Origin of the sequence: Paenibacillus sp. FSL H8-0034 (assembly GCF_038000305.1) — a bacterium.
In the GTDB taxonomy this organism is placed as follows: Bacteria; Bacillota; Bacilli; order Paenibacillales; family NBRC-103111; genus Paenibacillus_S.
In genome coordinates this window covers 6,833,769-6,850,412 of the sequence record NZ_JBBOBS010000001.1, presented here as the reverse complement: position 1 = coordinate 6,850,412, position 16,644 = coordinate 6,833,769, and the positions used below count along the sequence as shown (strand labels likewise).

The 16,644-nt window shown below is 44.8% G+C and carries 11 protein-coding genes; 9 read left to right on the top strand and 2 right to left on the bottom strand.

Annotated elements, in window-relative coordinates; translation table 11 throughout:
• Positions 1 to 161: 161 nt before the first annotated feature.
• The 5 genes from NST47_RS30635 (at position 162) to NST47_RS30615 (ending at position 5,468) form a co-directional block, all read left to right on the top strand.
• Positions 162 to 680: an HPP family protein gene (locus NST47_RS30635; RefSeq protein WP_341158516.1), complete on the top strand. Its 519-nt coding sequence runs from the start codon at positions 162 to 164 to the stop codon at positions 678 to 680.
• 14 nt (positions 681 to 694) lie between these two features.
• Positions 695 to 1,585: a DMT family transporter gene (locus NST47_RS30630; RefSeq protein WP_341158515.1), complete on the top strand. Its 891-nt coding sequence runs from the start codon at positions 695 to 697 to the stop codon at positions 1,583 to 1,585.
• A gap of 539 nt (positions 1,586 to 2,124) precedes the next feature.
• Positions 2,125 to 3,102: a hypothetical protein gene (locus NST47_RS30625; RefSeq protein WP_341158514.1), complete on the top strand. Its 978-nt coding sequence runs from the start codon at positions 2,125 to 2,127 to the stop codon at positions 3,100 to 3,102.
• 175 nt (positions 3,103 to 3,277) lie between these two features.
• The gene (locus tag NST47_RS30620; protein WP_341158513.1) at positions 3,278 to 3,967 is read left to right on the top strand and encodes a response regulator transcription factor; all 690 of its coding nucleotides are present in this window, start codon (positions 3,278 to 3,280) and stop codon (positions 3,965 to 3,967) included.
• Entirely contained in the window at positions 3,948 to 5,468 is a 1,521-nt protein-coding gene (locus tag NST47_RS30615) for a sensor histidine kinase (protein WP_341158512.1), read from the top strand. The genes NST47_RS30620 and NST47_RS30615 overlap by 20 nt, the downstream gene beginning before the upstream one ends.
• 232 nt (positions 5,469 to 5,700) lie before the next feature.
• Here NST47_RS30615 and NST47_RS30610 read toward each other — a convergent pair whose 3' ends face one another.
• Both NST47_RS30610 and NST47_RS30605 read right to left on the bottom strand, forming a co-directional pair.
• Complete coding sequence (locus NST47_RS30610) at positions 5,701 to 9,231, bottom strand: Ig-like domain-containing protein (RefSeq protein WP_341158511.1); 3,531 nt, start codon at positions 9,229 to 9,231, stop codon at positions 5,701 to 5,703.
• 38 nt (positions 9,232 to 9,269) lie between these two features.
• The gene (locus tag NST47_RS30605; RefSeq protein ID WP_341158510.1) at positions 9,270 to 11,141 is read right to left on the bottom strand and encodes an exo-alpha-sialidase; all 1,872 of its coding nucleotides are present in this window, start codon (positions 11,139 to 11,141) and stop codon (positions 9,270 to 9,272) included.
• A 600-nt stretch (positions 11,142 to 11,741) separates the two neighbouring features.
• Between NST47_RS30605 and NST47_RS30600 the strand changes: the two genes are divergently transcribed.
• From NST47_RS30600 to NST47_RS30585, 4 genes are read left to right on the top strand one after another with little or no spacing between them, the layout of a single operon-like run.
• Positions 11,742 to 12,494 (top strand): SDR family NAD(P)-dependent oxidoreductase, encoded by a 753-nt coding sequence (locus tag NST47_RS30600; protein ID WP_341158509.1) that lies wholly within the window; start codon positions 11,742 to 11,744, stop codon positions 12,492 to 12,494.
• A gap of 17 nt (positions 12,495 to 12,511) precedes the next feature.
• Positions 12,512 to 13,189 carry an SDR family oxidoreductase gene (locus NST47_RS30595; RefSeq protein WP_341158508.1) on the top strand — a complete coding sequence of 226 codons (678 nt, stop codon included), beginning with the start codon at positions 12,512 to 12,514 and terminating at the stop codon, positions 13,187 to 13,189.
• Between the two features lie 43 nt (positions 13,190 to 13,232).
• Positions 13,233 to 14,048: a 6-carboxytetrahydropterin synthase gene (locus tag NST47_RS30590; protein WP_341158507.1), complete on the top strand. Its 816-nt coding sequence runs from the start codon at positions 13,233 to 13,235 to the stop codon at positions 14,046 to 14,048.
• Between the two features lie 25 nt (positions 14,049 to 14,073).
• The gene (locus NST47_RS30585; RefSeq protein ID WP_341158506.1) at positions 14,074 to 16,617 is read left to right on the top strand and encodes a putative bifunctional diguanylate cyclase/phosphodiesterase; all 2,544 of its coding nucleotides are present in this window, start codon (positions 14,074 to 14,076) and stop codon (positions 16,615 to 16,617) included.
• Positions 16,618 to 16,644: the final 27 nt, after the last annotated feature.

The following is a 16,644-nucleotide window of genomic DNA, read 5'->3' as shown; positions in this document are numbered from 1 at the left end:
ACAACCCCGTTTCACCAAAATCGATTAATTTGACACTACACAACCGATCATTTTTTTTCAACCTCTTATTGACAATCTTATCATAAATCAAGTATTTTAGATACTAAAGTTACACAGTTAAGTGGTTATTTTATAATTCAATGAGAGCTGAGGTTATGGAGATGGGAAGCTTACTGATTTTTTTGCGAAAAATGAAGGGGGAGGGCCATTCGCCACTTGTTATTCACATACGTAACGTCATAATGGGATTTGTCGGGGGGAGCTTGACGATAGCAGCTCTGGCGTGGTTAACAGATATGAATGCTGGTCTTTGGATTATGGCACCCTTTGGTGCAAGCTGTGTTCTCGCATTCGGTCTGTGGGATTCGCCATTGTCGCAGCCGAGAAATATTATCGGAGGACATCTTATCTCCACGGTGACAGGATTAACGGTCAACCAATTTTTGGGACACGGCGTTACGGCTATGGCACTAGGCGTTGGTTTGGCTATCAGCTTGATGATGCTTACACGAACCACACATCCTCCAGCGGGTGCTGATCCACTTGTGGTCATGATGAGTGGCAGCGCTTGGTCATTTATTGTCTCACCCGTGCTTGTCGGTTCGATGGTGATCGTCTTGATCGCGCTCATTGTGAATAACCTGAGCCGACAACGGGCCTATCCTAAATTCTGGTGGTAGAAAGGAAAGTGAAGTTGAAGCCTTCGATAAGAAACGGACATACGCTGGAAATACTTTTTATTGCGGGTATAGTGGCTATCTCGTTTTCCGCCATTTTTATCAAGTGGTCGCAAGCTGAGGTGTCCGTCATCGCCATGTACCGGCTGTATTTGGCCAATTTGATGCTGCTCCCGTTTATATGGAAATACAAGCAGGAAATTGCCCGCCTTACTCTACGACAATGGGGTTTGCTGGTGGTAGCGGGCGCTGCTTTAGGTTTGCACTTTCTATTGTGGATGGGCTCGCTCCGTTTTACAACTGTAGCCAGCTCTACCGTAATTTTGACTCTCCAGCCGATTGTGGTCATGCTCGGTTCCTTTTATTTCTTGCGTTTGCACGCCAATCGGGCGATGATCATCGGAATGGGGATTGCTCTTGCCGGATCATTTGCCATTGGGATCGGGGATTTGCGTTTATCTGGCGCTGCTTTGTATGGGGATATGCTGTCCTTTTTAAGTGTGATCGCGATATCCATGCATATGCTGCTGGGCAAGCAGTTACGAGAGCATATCAGTGCTTATGTGTACAACTTTTGGGTGTTTGCTTTTGCCGCGAGCTTGATTGCGTTGTATAACGTCTTCAATGATTTTTCATTTGGGGGATATGCTCAGAGTGAATGGGGCTTATTTATATTGCTGGCTTTGATTCCAACGCTTTTCGGCCATTATTTATTCAACTGGTTGTTAAAATATATGAATGCTTCAGCCGTATCCATGGCGATTCTGGGTGAGCCGGTTGTCGCTTCGGTATTGGCCTGGCTGCTGCTTAATGAGAGGCTGACACTTTTTCAGTTGGGCGCAGGTCTGTTCATTTTGCTGGGGGTGTGGATATTCATACGCTATGGCAAGGAAACAAGTCGAAAATAAAGCTTGAGATCGAGCAAGCCAGGAATGACTTGAGCTCATCCAAAAGCAAATTTACGAAGCAAATAAATACGGAACATCGGATAATTACAGTAAGAAGCTAAAAGAGGCATGGTTCGATTATATGAAGTTTAAGTAAATAATCCGAGATTTATTGCCCAGAAGACTACCATAAAAGGCTTTAATACCGCGACTGCTTCTCCATAAGGGGAGGCGGTCGTTGTCTTTTTTCGGTAATCTTGTAGAATAGAAGCATTGAAGAATAGAAGCAAGAATAAGGTCAATCCACAGCAAAGATAGGATGAAACAGTTATGGCCAAACAAGCGGACGGATATTTACGCGTTGTATTCAACGATAACTGATTTCCATGCAGGATGTGTATCCAGAACCATAATAAAATGAGAAGACATGCAGCGATGCATGTTTTTTTGCCAATTTAAAAAATAGATGCGATGTTGCGGTTTCTACCATCTTGCTGCCACATTAGCCCTTTATATTGAAGTTGTAAGAAACAATTTTTAAAAAAAGAGGAGCGAATTCAATGAAAAAATCAATGATTAGTATAGGACTCATCAGCTCACTGGCTCTGACGATTTTTTGTGGGGCCGTGGTAGTAGCCAAGGATAATGCGTCTGCACCGCCACCACCGCGTCCTTCCGCTCAGCATCAACTAGGTGATGCTCCTCCTAACAATGAGGCTCTACAAGCTTATCAGCAGCAGCTTGCCGGCCAATCCGAAGCGATCCTGAAAACCGCAGCAGATTTGGCTGTAAATACGGAAGGTTTGGAATTAAAGGACATCGTAAAAGCTATCGGCGACAAGGATCGCGATAAAGTTCACGAGCTTGGACTGACACCGCCTCCACGTCCCAATGATAAAGGTCACGCATCCAACAAACCGGCTGAGCCCGGTAGGGAGAAGCCGGCTCCTCGACCAGAGCGTGGTGGAGCGCCAGGAGCACAGGCTCCCGCAGACCCTGCTGGCGGAAACGAGCCAGCTCCTGTAGTTGAAGGCAGTAATCCTGAACAAGCGGCGAATTCAGTCGTTATATCAGGGGGATTTAGTACAGATCCACAGGACAAAGGTAGACCGGTTGTGCTTATAGCAGCGGCTCTTGGGGTTCCTACAGAGGTGTTCAGAGAAGCATTCAGCGGCGTGACGCCTGCCGGATTGGATAGGGGTCCAACTGATGATGAAGCTCAACGAAATAAGGCAGCCTTACTTAAAGTACTGGCTCCCTATGGGATTACCAATGAACGATTGGATGAGGTATCCAACTATTATCGCTATAACGGCAGAAATGGTGGAACCTGGCCAAAGACTCAAGCGACAGCAACGGTTAATGTAACAGACGGTGTTGTGACCGGTGTGACGATTACGAATCCGGGATCAGGCTATTCTTCAAATCCAACGATCACCGTAATGGGACCGAATGGTAAAATAACGGCAACCGCTACATTATCGTACACCAAAGATTTCACAACAAATGGAAGTATATCAGCAATTACCATTCAATAGTTGTGAAATAAGAAAGCTTGGATATGGAATAAGGTTCTTGCCATCATTGATGACATGAACCTTATTCCATACTGTCCATAAGCTGTGATTTATAGCTCTTGCAATCGGCCTTTTGTGTTAAAATATTCAAAGAACAGAGTTGCTTCATGACTCTCACGGTAGAAGGGGTCTTGCTATGAAAACGATCATGATTGTGGAAGATGAGCCCGCCATTTCTCGGGTGCTGTCAGCTTATATAAAAAAAGCAGGTTATGATTGTGTCGTCTGCAGTCGGGGCGATGAGGCAGTCGATCAGCTTGGAACCGTTCAGCCTGTACTGATCCTATTGGATGTGATGCTGCCGGGAATGGACGGGTGGGAGGTGCTTCGCGAGGTGCGAAGCCGTAACGCTTGCCCTGTCATTATGCTAACGGCCAGAGGTGACATAAGTGATCGACTTGCCGGGTTGAACAGCGGAGCCGATGATTATATGACGAAGCCGTTTGAGCCGGAAGAAGTCGTAGCCAGAATTCATGCTGTGCTGCGCAGGCCTTCACAAACCTTGATTGCAGAGGATCAGAAGCATTACGGCAGTCTGAGAATCCATTTCAAGTCGCGAACTGTTTATTTGAACGGAGTAAGCTTGTCACTGACGCCCAAGGATTTGGCGGTGCTGCTTTTTCTGGCGGAGCATCCGAACCAAATCTTTAGTCGTGAGCAGCTCATCGAACGGGTATGGGGGATGGACTACGAGGGAAGCGACCGCGCGGTGGATCACGCCATCAAACGTCTGCGCCAGGCACTGCTTCATATGCCTCCGGAAGAAGGTGAAATTCGGACATTGCGGGGAACGGGGTACCAGTTCTATGCCAACCAGACAACCTAAACGAAGCACGCTGCTCCGATACTGGACGCTGCGTTATGTTCTGACTTTATTTATCGGTTTGCTCATCATCGGAGTCGCATCGGTTTTGTGGCTTCAGCATGAAGCTCTGACCAGTCGATTGGACAATATCCAGAGCTTTTCACAACAGGCAGCGGATTATGTTACAAGCGATGGGCAAATTGTCATACCCGAGCAGTTCTATAAGTGGATTGATCTGAATCAAAGAACATACAAGCTTCCCGGACAATTCGGTTTAACGGTATTCAACCAATCGGGCAGTGCATTGTTCTATAAATCTGCACCCATCGATGCAGGACCACCCGCTCAAGAAGGCGGGAATCCGCCGCCCCCACCCCCCACGCCTAATACGGGGCAACCGGCTGCACCCTCAAACATCCCGAACAATATGCCAGGAGCTTCTGGAGCTGATCCGGCTTTTCCATCTCCACCGCCGCTTGCAGACCGGGTCATTGTGAGCCATATCGGCAACCAATATACGATTGTTACCCCTATCTACAGATCGAATTCGGTTATTGGATCGATCGCCGTTTCTTATGCCAAGATAGAGCTAACCGATATTAGCCAGCAGTATGGATTGATCACCTCTCTGCTCCTCATATCAGGACTGCTCGGCTGGCTCATCCTTTATTTGCTGCTGCGTAAATTATCACAGCCCATATATGCGGTTGTGAATGCATTTAAACAAATCCAATCGGGCAATTACACGTTAATGCTGCAGGACAACGTCAAGGAGCAGGAGATTCATGAGCTGCTTGTCTACTTTAATGCTATGGCTGCAAGGCTGGAGCAATTGGAGCATTTGCGCACAGAACTGCTGGCGGGGGTAACTCATGAGCTGAGAACACCGGTTACCTCGATACGAGGTTTATTGCGTGCGATTCAAGATCAAGTCGTAACCGCAGACGAGGCCGATGAATTTCTCGATATTTCGCTAAAGGAAACGCAGCGACTGGAACGGATGGTATCGGACTTGCTGGATTTCAATGCTTTTGCATCCGGTCATGTACGCAATCAATCGGAAGCCATCGATCTGGGCAAGCTGCTGGGAGAAATCGTATATCAGTGGAGCCTGATCCACCAAGAAGACGATCTGGAAATACGGTTCGATATCCCCAATCGTGAGCTGATTTCCCGTGGTGATGCCGGACGTATTCAACAAATTATTGTTAATCTGCTAAATAACAGCTGGCAAGCAGCCAAAGGGCATTGTATCATTTCGGTCTCCTTACAGGAATATTCGAGCACGATGTATGAGGTTCAGATAGCGGATAACGGTTCTGGCATACCGGCCGACGAGCAAGTCAACATTTATGAACGATACTACCGAGGATCTAACAAAAAGCTTGCCGTACGCGGTTTGGGCCTAGGGCTTACGATAAGTCAGATGCTGGCGACTGCGATGGACGGTAAGCTGATCCTCAAGGACAGCTCATCGCAGGGAACGACGTTTCAGCTCCTGCTTCCCCGGGCTTCGGAATAAATAAGGGGCCGTCTCCAATTGTTCTGAAGACGGCCCCTGCCATTTAAGTACGAGTTCAAAAAGTTGCCTTTCAGCACCGAGAATGTTGCAAGAAGGTGAAGCAGGAGGAGCAGAGTTTAGGCAAACCTAAATGAGCACCGCACTTCGAGCCTGAATGCAAGATTCGATGCCGAGTAGGCTTCTAGTGAGACCTCGTGATCAAAGGGGACTTTTTGAACTACCTCTATAAGTGCTATTTGAGATGATTCAGGATTCTGAATATAATGGCAGCCACCTCTGCCCTTGTTGCTTTGCCGTTAGGATTAATCATATTGTCGCTGCCTTCGATAATCCCTGCTTTTACAAGCGAAGCAATGCTCTCAACTGCATAATCGGCAATACTTGAAGCATCTGTAAAAGCTTGTAAATCATTAATCGTTCCTTTTGCAATTACATGTTGAGTCGTGTTTAAAGCTCTTGCAATCAGTACCATCAAATCTTGTCTGCTAATCGCCTCACTCGGAAGATATTTGTTGTCGCCAACCCCGTTTGTAATCCCGAGAGCTTTCGATATCCCCAGTGCTTCATAGAAATAATCGTCTTTTTTGACATCATCAAAGTTGGAGGTAAACGCTGCTTTTAAACCCAATGCTCTTACCAGCATCGTCAAGATATCGGCCCTCGAAATGTTTTTGCCTGGATCGAAGGTTTGATCCGAGGTTCCATTCACAATACCTTTGCTCGCTAGAGCTTGGATGGCTTCTTGAGCCCATGAATAGCCGGTCAAATCTTTGAAAATAGGCTGTTGGTTTGCAGTTGATTCCGGCTGCTCAGGCTGCTTGGTTTCATCTGCTGGGGTATCCGTTGGCGTTGTTACAACAGTAGTTCCGCTCGAACTGCTGCCACTGCTGCCACTGCTGCTATTGCTGCGATACCGCACGGTTACAACAGCTGTGCCTGCTGCCAGACTACCATCCTGTGCCGCGGCTGTAATAATGGCATTTCCTCTGCTAACGGCTGTCACAGTTCCGTCGTCGCTAACCGTAGCGACAGAGGCATCGCTGGTGCTCCAGACTAAGTCTTTAGAGCTTGTATCGTCAGGAGCTACGGTAGCCTTCAAGCCAGCTGTTTGGCCTGCGAGCAGGTTAAGCTCACTTGGGTCCAAGGAGACTTTTGCTGCCGCGATTTTGACTTCTACGGCAGCTGTTGCCTTGATGCTGCCATCCAGAGTCTGCACCGTAATAACGGCCGAGCCTTTGCCTATAGCCGTTACAATTCCATCGCTAACCGTAGCGACATTGGGATCACTGGTACTCCATACCAAGGTTTTGGAGCTTGTGTCGTCAGGAGCTACGGTAGCCTTCAATACAGCTGACTGTCCAGCAAATAAGCTGATTTCACTTGGGTCTAAGGAAATTTGTACTGCCGCGATTTTAACTTCTACGATAGCGGTTGCCTTTATAGCGCCATCAACTGTTTGTACCGTAATAATGGCATTTCCTTTGTTCACGGCTGTCACAGTTCCGTCGTTAACCGTAGCGACATTGGGATCACTGGTACTCCATACCAAGGTTTTGGAGCTTGTGTCGTCAGGAGCTACGGTAGCCTTCAAGACAGCTGTCTGTCCAGCAAATAAGCTGAGCTCGCTCGGGTCCAAGTTAATGGTTGCTGCCGCAATCTTTACTTCTACGGTAGCTGTTGCCTTCAAGCCGCCATCCAGTGTTTGCGCTGTAATAACAGCCGTCCCTTTGCCTGAAGCCGTTACGATTCCATTACTGACCGTAGCGACATTAGCATCGCTGGTACTCCACAGTACGGTTTTATTACTTGCGCTGCTTGGAGCTACGGTAGCCTTCACTATGGCAGATTGGCCTTTCACCAAGCTAATCGTATTGTTATCCAATGACACGCCAGTTGCCGCGACGGCTGAGCTATCATTGTAGAAATACGCTTTTAGTGAAGGTTTAAAGACGGGCAGCATCTCGCTTGTAATTCCTGCAGGCAAGCGGGTTTCATCTACCGTGCCATTTAAATTATTACTAATATACGTATTTAACTTATAATTCGTTTTTACTGCATTCAGGTCCCAATTAACAGGCAGGTCTACATAAGGTAATGTGGCATTCGCTGCACCCTTCTCGTAAGTCAGGTACGCTTTAATAGTAGAAGGCAGAATAGCCTTGATCGCACTATCTGAAGCGGTATTGATGTTGAACGAGGCAGGGACGGCAATGTCACGGTCGATGCTCTCATACTCACGAACAAGCTTGTTAGCCGGATTTGTCCAATCGCCCTGCTTAATCCAGTCTTCGGTCAATCTGGAGAACACAATATTTTTGTAAGAAGCCAAGGATTCTCCTAAAGCGTTACGATCATCTCCCGTAAAAAAACGGCTGAACGTAACGAGGATATCTCCATTTTTACCTTGTGTCACCGCAGGATAATGATAGCTTCCTAAATTCGCTCTCGTATCGATAACCAGATGTCTTCTGTATTTCCAGGTTTTACCTTCATCGTCGGATAACGCTACAGCCAATGTGTTTCTGGTTGATTCCGTATCCACATGGACAAACACCCAATTGCCGTTTTTCAGCTGAAGCAAATCGTGGCCAACGCCTGGGTCCTGCAGCTCGGCGACATCTTTGGCAATGGTCCAAGTAAACCCGCCATCCTTGGATTCCGCATACAATACCCGATAAGGTCGCGGACCATTATCTCTCATATAGGCAACCAAGGTTCCGTCCTTTCTTTGGGCCATCGTAGCCTGAATGTTGGCGACGCCTACAATGGGCTCACTAAATTCCCAGTGAATAGAATTGTCCTCCAGCGGTTGAGCGGGATTATATTCCGTGATCGCCATGATGCTGGTTTCCATGGTATCGGAGTATAACGGCAAGATCATGCGCACCTTGCCTCCATCAAGTGGAAGCACATAAGGCTTATCCTTGGTTTGCCAGCCAATACGACGGGCGAGAGGATATCCTGAGCGACCTTTCCAGATCGAATCGGCCACGGTTGGAGCATATAAATATGTGTTCGGGTCCCCACCAGACAATTGCATGACTTCTGTTACGAGCGCATCGAACTCGGCACCCTTCACCCTTTGACTTACACCGGCTCCGCCTTGTTCGATCGGTTTAAAAATGTATGCTTTTTGCTCTTCAAATTTTGCTTTTAGCGTGTTGACGAACCCTTTTTGCAATCGGGGACTGATATAATCATCGGGGCTATTCGGATTAACCACATCTCCAATATTCATCCCTATTTTTACATTAATCACTTCTGAAAAGGTCCAAACGGGCTTCTTATTGCCGATTTGATCATATTCATAGCTTCCTTTTTCGGCATACGCATATCGGGTTTGTGAGGTCGACCATTTGCCTGCGAGCACAGGGTACCAAAAGAACCACAATCGATCTCCGGAGTCCATATAAACAACAGGATTAATATCAGCTATCCCTTGTGCATCCTCCACGACAAACGGAGTTTTCCATGTTTTTCCACCATCCAATGATCGGGCTCCCATAATTCTTGTCGTTGTCGCATCCCGTTCACCGTTGCCTTGAAACCATACCGAAAGCAGCTCTCCATTGGGCAACTCCACAATACTGGAGCCATGAACATGATCGCCGGTATCACCATTATCCTTCACGGGGTCGAAAATGTTGGTAACCACATCTTCAACCTTCAGAACGCCGGCATTAGCCGCATATACGGGAATACTTGTTACAGCTAGCATGAAACATACAACAAGTAGTGAAAATAGCGTAATTCTTCTATTCATTGTCATTACCCCTTTGAAATTAACTTCACAGAAATGGGTCATAAGGTCCCAACGGATACGAGACATTTATAGATAGTTCCATATTTTCTGCTTACAACAGTAATCAATGCCGTGCCTGTTTTCTTGGCGATGACGTTGCCTGTACTGTCTATTGTCGCAACAGAGGTATCATCTGAGCTCCATGATAGTCCACCATCTGTTTGAACATCGCCATCCACAGTTAAAGTAAAGGTCAACTGCTTGGAATTACCGACTACGGGAAGGTTCAGCTTATTATTGATCACAGGCTGTTGTGCCCCATAGGTAGCATTGATGACGGAACCAAACAATTTTTCGATCTCAGGGGCTTCTGTTCTTGCGAAACCCATAACCTCAAACTTCGGAGAAGACGAGCTCAGTGAGTAGGTCATTAATGCATTGCCCAATTTGTCGACTAATACCCCCGGATATTGGTAGGTTTCATTCGTCGTAGGGTCAGATTCCATCAGGATGGACTTCCAGCTCTGTCCTTCATCCTTGGACAGCAGCAAGCTGTAGGTGCTTCTATGACCGCTTTGCTGAGCATCCCGTTTCGTTTCTTGATTGGTAGCTGCCAGCCAGTCGCCATTCGGAAGCTTGGCCACCTCGAAGCCTCCATCGTTTTTCAGATATGGATCTACAACAGGCACTCCCCAGGTAGCTCCACCGTCTTTGGATTCTGAATAAGTAGTATGCCAGGCGAGCCGCCCGTTTTTGCCATCCAGCTTACCGCTTCTAAAATAGGCGCGAATATGATCATTTTTTAACTGAATCAACGATCCTTGAATGGTGCCTGACCCCACGATAGCATCGCTTATTTGCCAGGTTTCTCCACGATCATCCGTGTACACAACAACGGAATTGGACAAAGAATCGGAATATAACGGAAGTATCAATCGGGTTTTATTATTGTATTGAATTTCAATAGGCTTGTTTTTGGTTTCCCAGCCAAGTCTGCTGTAGGTTGGATTCCAGGGGCTAATATCATTATCTGCACCGGAAGCGCGCTCAATCGATTTTTGGATAATAGGGGGCTCGTATTTGGAATAGGTTGCACCCGATACTGTATAAATCCCATTTTGCAACGAGTTAATAATTTCCTGGGTTCTTCCTGTGTACACATCATCATAAGGCTTATTCGTCTGCAAATATTGAATATATTGTTCATATTTCCGTTTCATGGAGACGACAAAGCTGTCGGTCACATACCGTTTATCACTAGCGTTGAACCATGAGGTAACCTCGACATATTTGGATGGATCCAGGTAGGTAGCTGCGGTAACCTGGCTTGGACTTAATGATTTGATTTCTGAGCCTTTGACCCTGTAGGTCCACTGTCCGTTAGAATAGGAGCCTTTTCCTGACATGGCGTCCCCAACATTCATATAAATCGTCTGTGGATAATGCCACTTGGGATTTCCTCCCGAGCGGTTCGTATACTCATAGCTGCCAATATCGGCATACATATATTTAGGCTGTGCAGATACCCATTGACCATTGAGCACGACGTTATAAAATAGCCATAGTCTTGACTGCTGGTCCACATAGACGACAGGATTGATATCAGGAAAATCGTGAGTATCATACACATCGAAGGGAGGCGTCCAGGTCTTCCCGCCATCTTTGGATCTCGCTCCCATGATCTTGGTGGTATCACCGTCTCTTTCACCGTCGCCGCTAAAAAAAACCATAAACAAGGTGCCGTCATGCAGCTCTACTATGGACGAACCATGGTTATGTTCGGTTGCAATGGGGCTGGAAGCTGGGAAAATTTGCGTTCTGGTGATCCCTTGCAGGGGATCGGTTGGAGCAGCAGCTGCAATAGCGGACATCATCAGGCTGAAAGTCATCATAAAACATAGCATGAGAACAAAACGCTGTTTACATTTCATTGTGCTGAACTTCCTTTCATTCAAAGGTTTACTTAATTCAATATGAACTGGACCATGCCGTGGACAAGCTGTTCCCAACCCCCTTCAATTCCCATTTTAATTCCGAGAGGCTTTTGCGATGGCGTATTCTTAATAAGCCCTGAAATCAACGGGACTCCGTTCCATTCAAAGCTTCTATTAAGTAAAAATCAGGTTCAGCAGAGGTTGCTAATACGATTAGCTAATACGTTTTTTCAATAGATTTATTCTATTTTAAAAGCGCTTTCATGTCAATTCATTTTGCTCGATTTGATTCGACAAACTCTAACAATATAACTGGTTTTTCCTTGTTTATACATACATTATGTTGAAGTTACTTACGACCTATATAGGGTTGTATCGTTGGTCCCGGACGGAGCTTCCAGATATGACTATTTGAACTCGCAGGTCCTATATTCAGCCCGATTTGGATCAAGTAAATTAGAAGAGGAGATGTAAACTCGATAAAAATAAAATTGTGTGAAAACGTTTGAAGGTTAATCTCATTTTTTGTCGAAGATTATAACAAGGGTTAAAATTACGCAGGACATGAATTTGTGATCATTATAGGAGTGGAGCCCCATGCAAATAGCTGTTGTGACTGGAGGAGGACGCGGAATTGGTGCGGCCATTACCGAGAAGCTGGCGTCAGAAAACTTTTTTGTCATTTTAATTGTCAACAAAAGTTTGGACCCGGCGAGAACCATCGTGGACAACATCCGCTCTAATGGGGGACAGGCTGAGATTATACAATGTGATGTTTCTAACGGCCATGATATTAAAGAGACTATGGCTGCGATTGAGGATCAATGGGGGACACCCTCCATCCTTGTTAATAATGCGGGAGTAGGCGGACCCTACCATGCACTTGATCAAGTCAGTGAAGAAGAATGGGATTGGATTATGAACACCAATGTCAAAAGCATGTTTTTATTTTCCAAATATGTGCTGCCCCAGATGAGGGAGCAAGGATACGGAAGGATCATTAACTTATCTTCGATCTTCGGTGTATGGGGCGGTGCCAATTCAGCCGTCTATTCTACCAGCAAACACGCCATTCTGGGCCTGACTAAATCGATAGCGGCTGAGTGGGGACCTTATGGAATTACTTGCAACGCCATTAGCCCGGGATATGTAAAAACGGAAATGGGCATTCAGGAGGAACAGGTGACAGATCATCTGGCTCGTGTACTGGAAAGGTCACCCGTGAAAGCAATAGTCGGTACGAAGGATATCGCCGATATGGTTAATTACTTAGCCGGACCGTCCGGATCGATGATCAATGGCGCATCCTTTGTTATTGATGGGGGACTATCAGCTCATGCAGGCATTTAATACTAAAGGAGATTTTCATGAAAACAAAAATTGCATTGGTAACGGGTGGATTACGAGGTATTGGCGAAGCCATTAGTACAGACTTAGCCCAAAATGGATTTATTACATATACAGCAAGCCGCGGAGGCAGTGTACCAACCAGTGATAATCGGTTTCATCTGGAGATGGATTTGCAAGATGAGGAATCGATTAGCGAAGCCTTTAAGTTCATCGAAGAAAAACACGGCTCACTCGATGTGCTTGTCAACAATGCTGGAGTCATGATCAATAAACCTTTTACTGAATTTGAGAAAAATGATTGGGAGCAAGTCTATCAAACGAACGTGTTTGGACCGATTTCTTGCATACAAAAATCATTTCCTCTAATGAAGGAAGACGGAGGGAGAATTATCAATATCTCGTCGATTATGACAAGAAGCCCTCTTCCGAATACATCCCTCTATACCTCGTCTAAACATGCTCTTAATGGTTTAGGGGAAGCACTTGGAGAAGAATGGTTCAAGGATCGGGTGATGACGACAAATTTGATTTTGGGAGCTACCTATACCGATTTATGGAAAAACGTTGAAGGGTTTTCACAAGCAGATATGCTGAGTACCGCGGATGTCGCGCGTATGGTTGCTTTTATCGCGAATACACCATTACATATCCGAATCGACAGAATAGAAATGACTCCGCCTAAAGGCGTACTATAATACCCCGAGTTTAAACGATTCTTTGATGAGGTGGGACACATACATGATTTATTTAAGTAGAAAGTTGCATTTCTCCGCTGCTCACTTCTATCGCGTCTCAACTTGGAGTGAAGAGGAAAATCAAAGGGTTTTTGGATTATGCAGCCATCAAAATGGTCATGGTCATAATTATGTTTTGGAAGTTATGATTAGAGGCAGCCTTGATCCCAAGTCTGGTATTGTTGTCAATATAACCGATATTGATACCGTTACGAAAAGACTTATAGAAGAAGAGTTTGATGGTAAATTCTTAAATCATGAGCATCCCTATTTCCAAAAGCATGTGCCAACTACGGAAAAAATCGTTGAATATTTATGGTATGCACTCGTAGATAAATTTCCGGATTGTGAATTATATAAATTGATTTTACATGAAAATCATTATTTATCAGCTGAGAAGGGGTTGGATTCCATGGTGTCTATGACTAGAAAATATCATTTTTGTGCTGCACATCGCCTTCATAGTGATTTGTTAAGTGATGAAGAAAATAAACGCATTTTTGGCAAATGCAATAATTTATATGGTCATGGTCACAACTATTATCTTGACGTAACCGTTAAGGGTGAACCTGATGCGCATACAGGGATGGTTATGAACCTTTCAGATTTGGATAACGTTGTAAACGATGTCATTATTCAAAAGTTTGACCATAAGCATCTTAATTTGGATGTAGAAGAGCTTAAAGATATGAATCCTACTTCCGATGTATTAGTTATGGTGATTAATGAGTTATTATCCGGGCAGCTTCCTAACTTGTACAAGGTAGGATTATGGGAGACAGAGAAAAATTATTTTGAATGCTTCACGCATGAGATTTAATTGTTAAATCGGATGATTTGGGGAGATGGATTTGACACTAAAAAAGAAGCTGGCAGGTATATTTATCATTGTCGTGAGCGTCATTATGATTTTGAACAATTTATTTCACTTCATCTCGACAAGAGAAAATTTGCAAAAGGACCAAGAGATGCAGATGGATCAGCTGGCCAAACAAATCGGCATATCCATCGAGCAAGCTCAATTTGGATCTCAGTATGTTGAAGATTTGATCGGTGATCAATTGCGTGTAGCTTCCTTAGCCGCGCAGAATGCGCTCAATCCGGATATTGACCAGGTAACGAATGAGGAATTAAAGGTACTTTCCGAAAAAATAGGTGTGTCTTATATTACCCTACTAAAGCAGGAAGGAGATGATATTAAGGGCGTACGCTCCTCGGATCCTAAAGAACGTAATTTAAGCACCAAGGAATGGGGGTATTGGTTTGATGCCTTCAAGGAGCTGTTTGCTACCAAGAATGTAACGGTATCCCAAGGACAGAAGCTGCCCAATTATTGGTCAGGTCCTGTTAATATATCTGCCTCCAATCCGGATCATGTAGATAAGTGGGGGTATTATTACGATGGAACCACCAATTATATCATCAGTCCCTATATGAGGGTTACAGAGATATTAAATGTCTCACAAATTCTTGGACCGGAATCGACCTTGGAAAAAATCATGAGCAACAATAAGGCCATTTTGGAAATTACCGGTTTTAATCCTAAAGCTTTTGGTTTGCCACCCGTATATACAGAAGTAAATGGGCAAAAGTATATTGATTTGGTCAATAGAGATATACAATTTGGCAAATATACGTTTAAGAATCAGACGGATGTCCAAACGGTAAAGAAGGCTTTTGAAACAGGGAAAATGCAAAACGTCATCTCGGTCATTAACGGAAAAAAAGTATTCAAAACCTTTGTACCGATCGCCACACCACTTGCAAGTCCTTACATCGTTGGGATTGTAACCGACTATCGGGTCATCGAGGACATTCTCGATAAAGAAATAATAGACAACATTATCATTTCTCTATTCGTGCTGTTTTTCGTATCGATTATCGGGTATCTTTTGGCGAGCTACATTGTCAAACCGATCAATCGCATTCTTCACAAGGTGAATGAAGTTGCGGAAGGGAACTTTGATGCAAGAATTGCCATAGATCGACATGACGAATTGGGTTTATTAGCAGAACGGGTTAATACGATGTCGATGAATCTGCAGACCAATACTCAAGAACTGGTTAATAAAAATAAAGAAATTGAATTCCATGCGAACTACGATTTCTTGACGGGTTTACCGAATCTTCGTTTATTCAGTGAGACGTTCCAGAAAAGGATTGAAGCTGCTTCCAAACATGATTCATCGATCGCCGTATTATTTATCGATCTGGATCGGTTTAAATGGATTAATGATACGTACGGCCATTCTGTAGGGGATTACTTTCTGAAGGAAACCTCCAAGCGAATTACCCATACGCTAAAGGCTAATGAACTGGGCTCCCGCATAGGGGGAGATGAATTTATTTTGCTTTTACTAGGCTACAGTCAGGAGACGATTGCAGAAAAGGCCGAACAGATTTCAACTTTGCTTTCCCAACCGCTGCTTTACGAAGGCCAGGAAATATCGGTTACGCCTAGTATTGGAATTAGCTTATTCCCTGAGAATGGGGATAGTGTGGAAATCTTAGTTAAGCATGCTGATATCGCTATGTACCGCGCCAAGGAACAAGGACGCAATAATTATCAGTTTTATGCGTATGAAATGGAAGACGCCATAGTCAGAAGAGCCGTGTTGGAGAACGGTATAAGAAAGGCTTTGGAACGGAATGAGTTTATACTGTATTATCAGCCGCAAATTGATTTGGAAACCAAGAAAATCGTGGGGCTAGAGGCGCTCGTCAGATGGATTCATCCCGAGCACGGTCTTATTTCTCCTGTCGAATTTATTCCGATTGCTGAAGAAACAGGATTAATTGTGCCCATTGGCGAATGGATTCTACAGACTGCCTGCGAACAAGCCAAGCTTTGGCAGGTTCAGGGTTTTCCTAAATTAAGGATATCCGTTAATCTGTCAGCTCGACAGGTTCAGCAAAAAAATCTGGTGGAAAAGATCAGCAGCATCCTTCAAACGTCAGAACTGGAGCCCGAGCTGCTTGAGCTGGAAATTACAGAAAGCATAGCCATGTACAACGAGGAATATGTGATTAATAAGCTGCTTTCCTTGAAAAAGATAGGAATAAAAATAGCCATAGATGATTTTGGAACCGGCTATTCGTCCCTGAACTATTTAAATAAATTTCCGATTGATACCTTGAAGATAGACAGGTCGTTTGTCAATCAAATAAAAAACACAACGGATAATCAGGAGATTATTACAACCATCATTGTCATGGCGAGGAACCTGAAGCTGAAGGTAATTGCAGAGGGTGTGGAAACCGTCGAGCAATTACGTTTCCTTGAAGAGCAGCAGTGCAATGAGGTCCAAGGTTTCTATTTTAGCAAGCCATTAACCGTTGAAGGTATACAGGATTTACTTAAACAACCGACATGGGAGGACAATAATTAAACTTTGCTTCGCAAACCGTATAGGAGG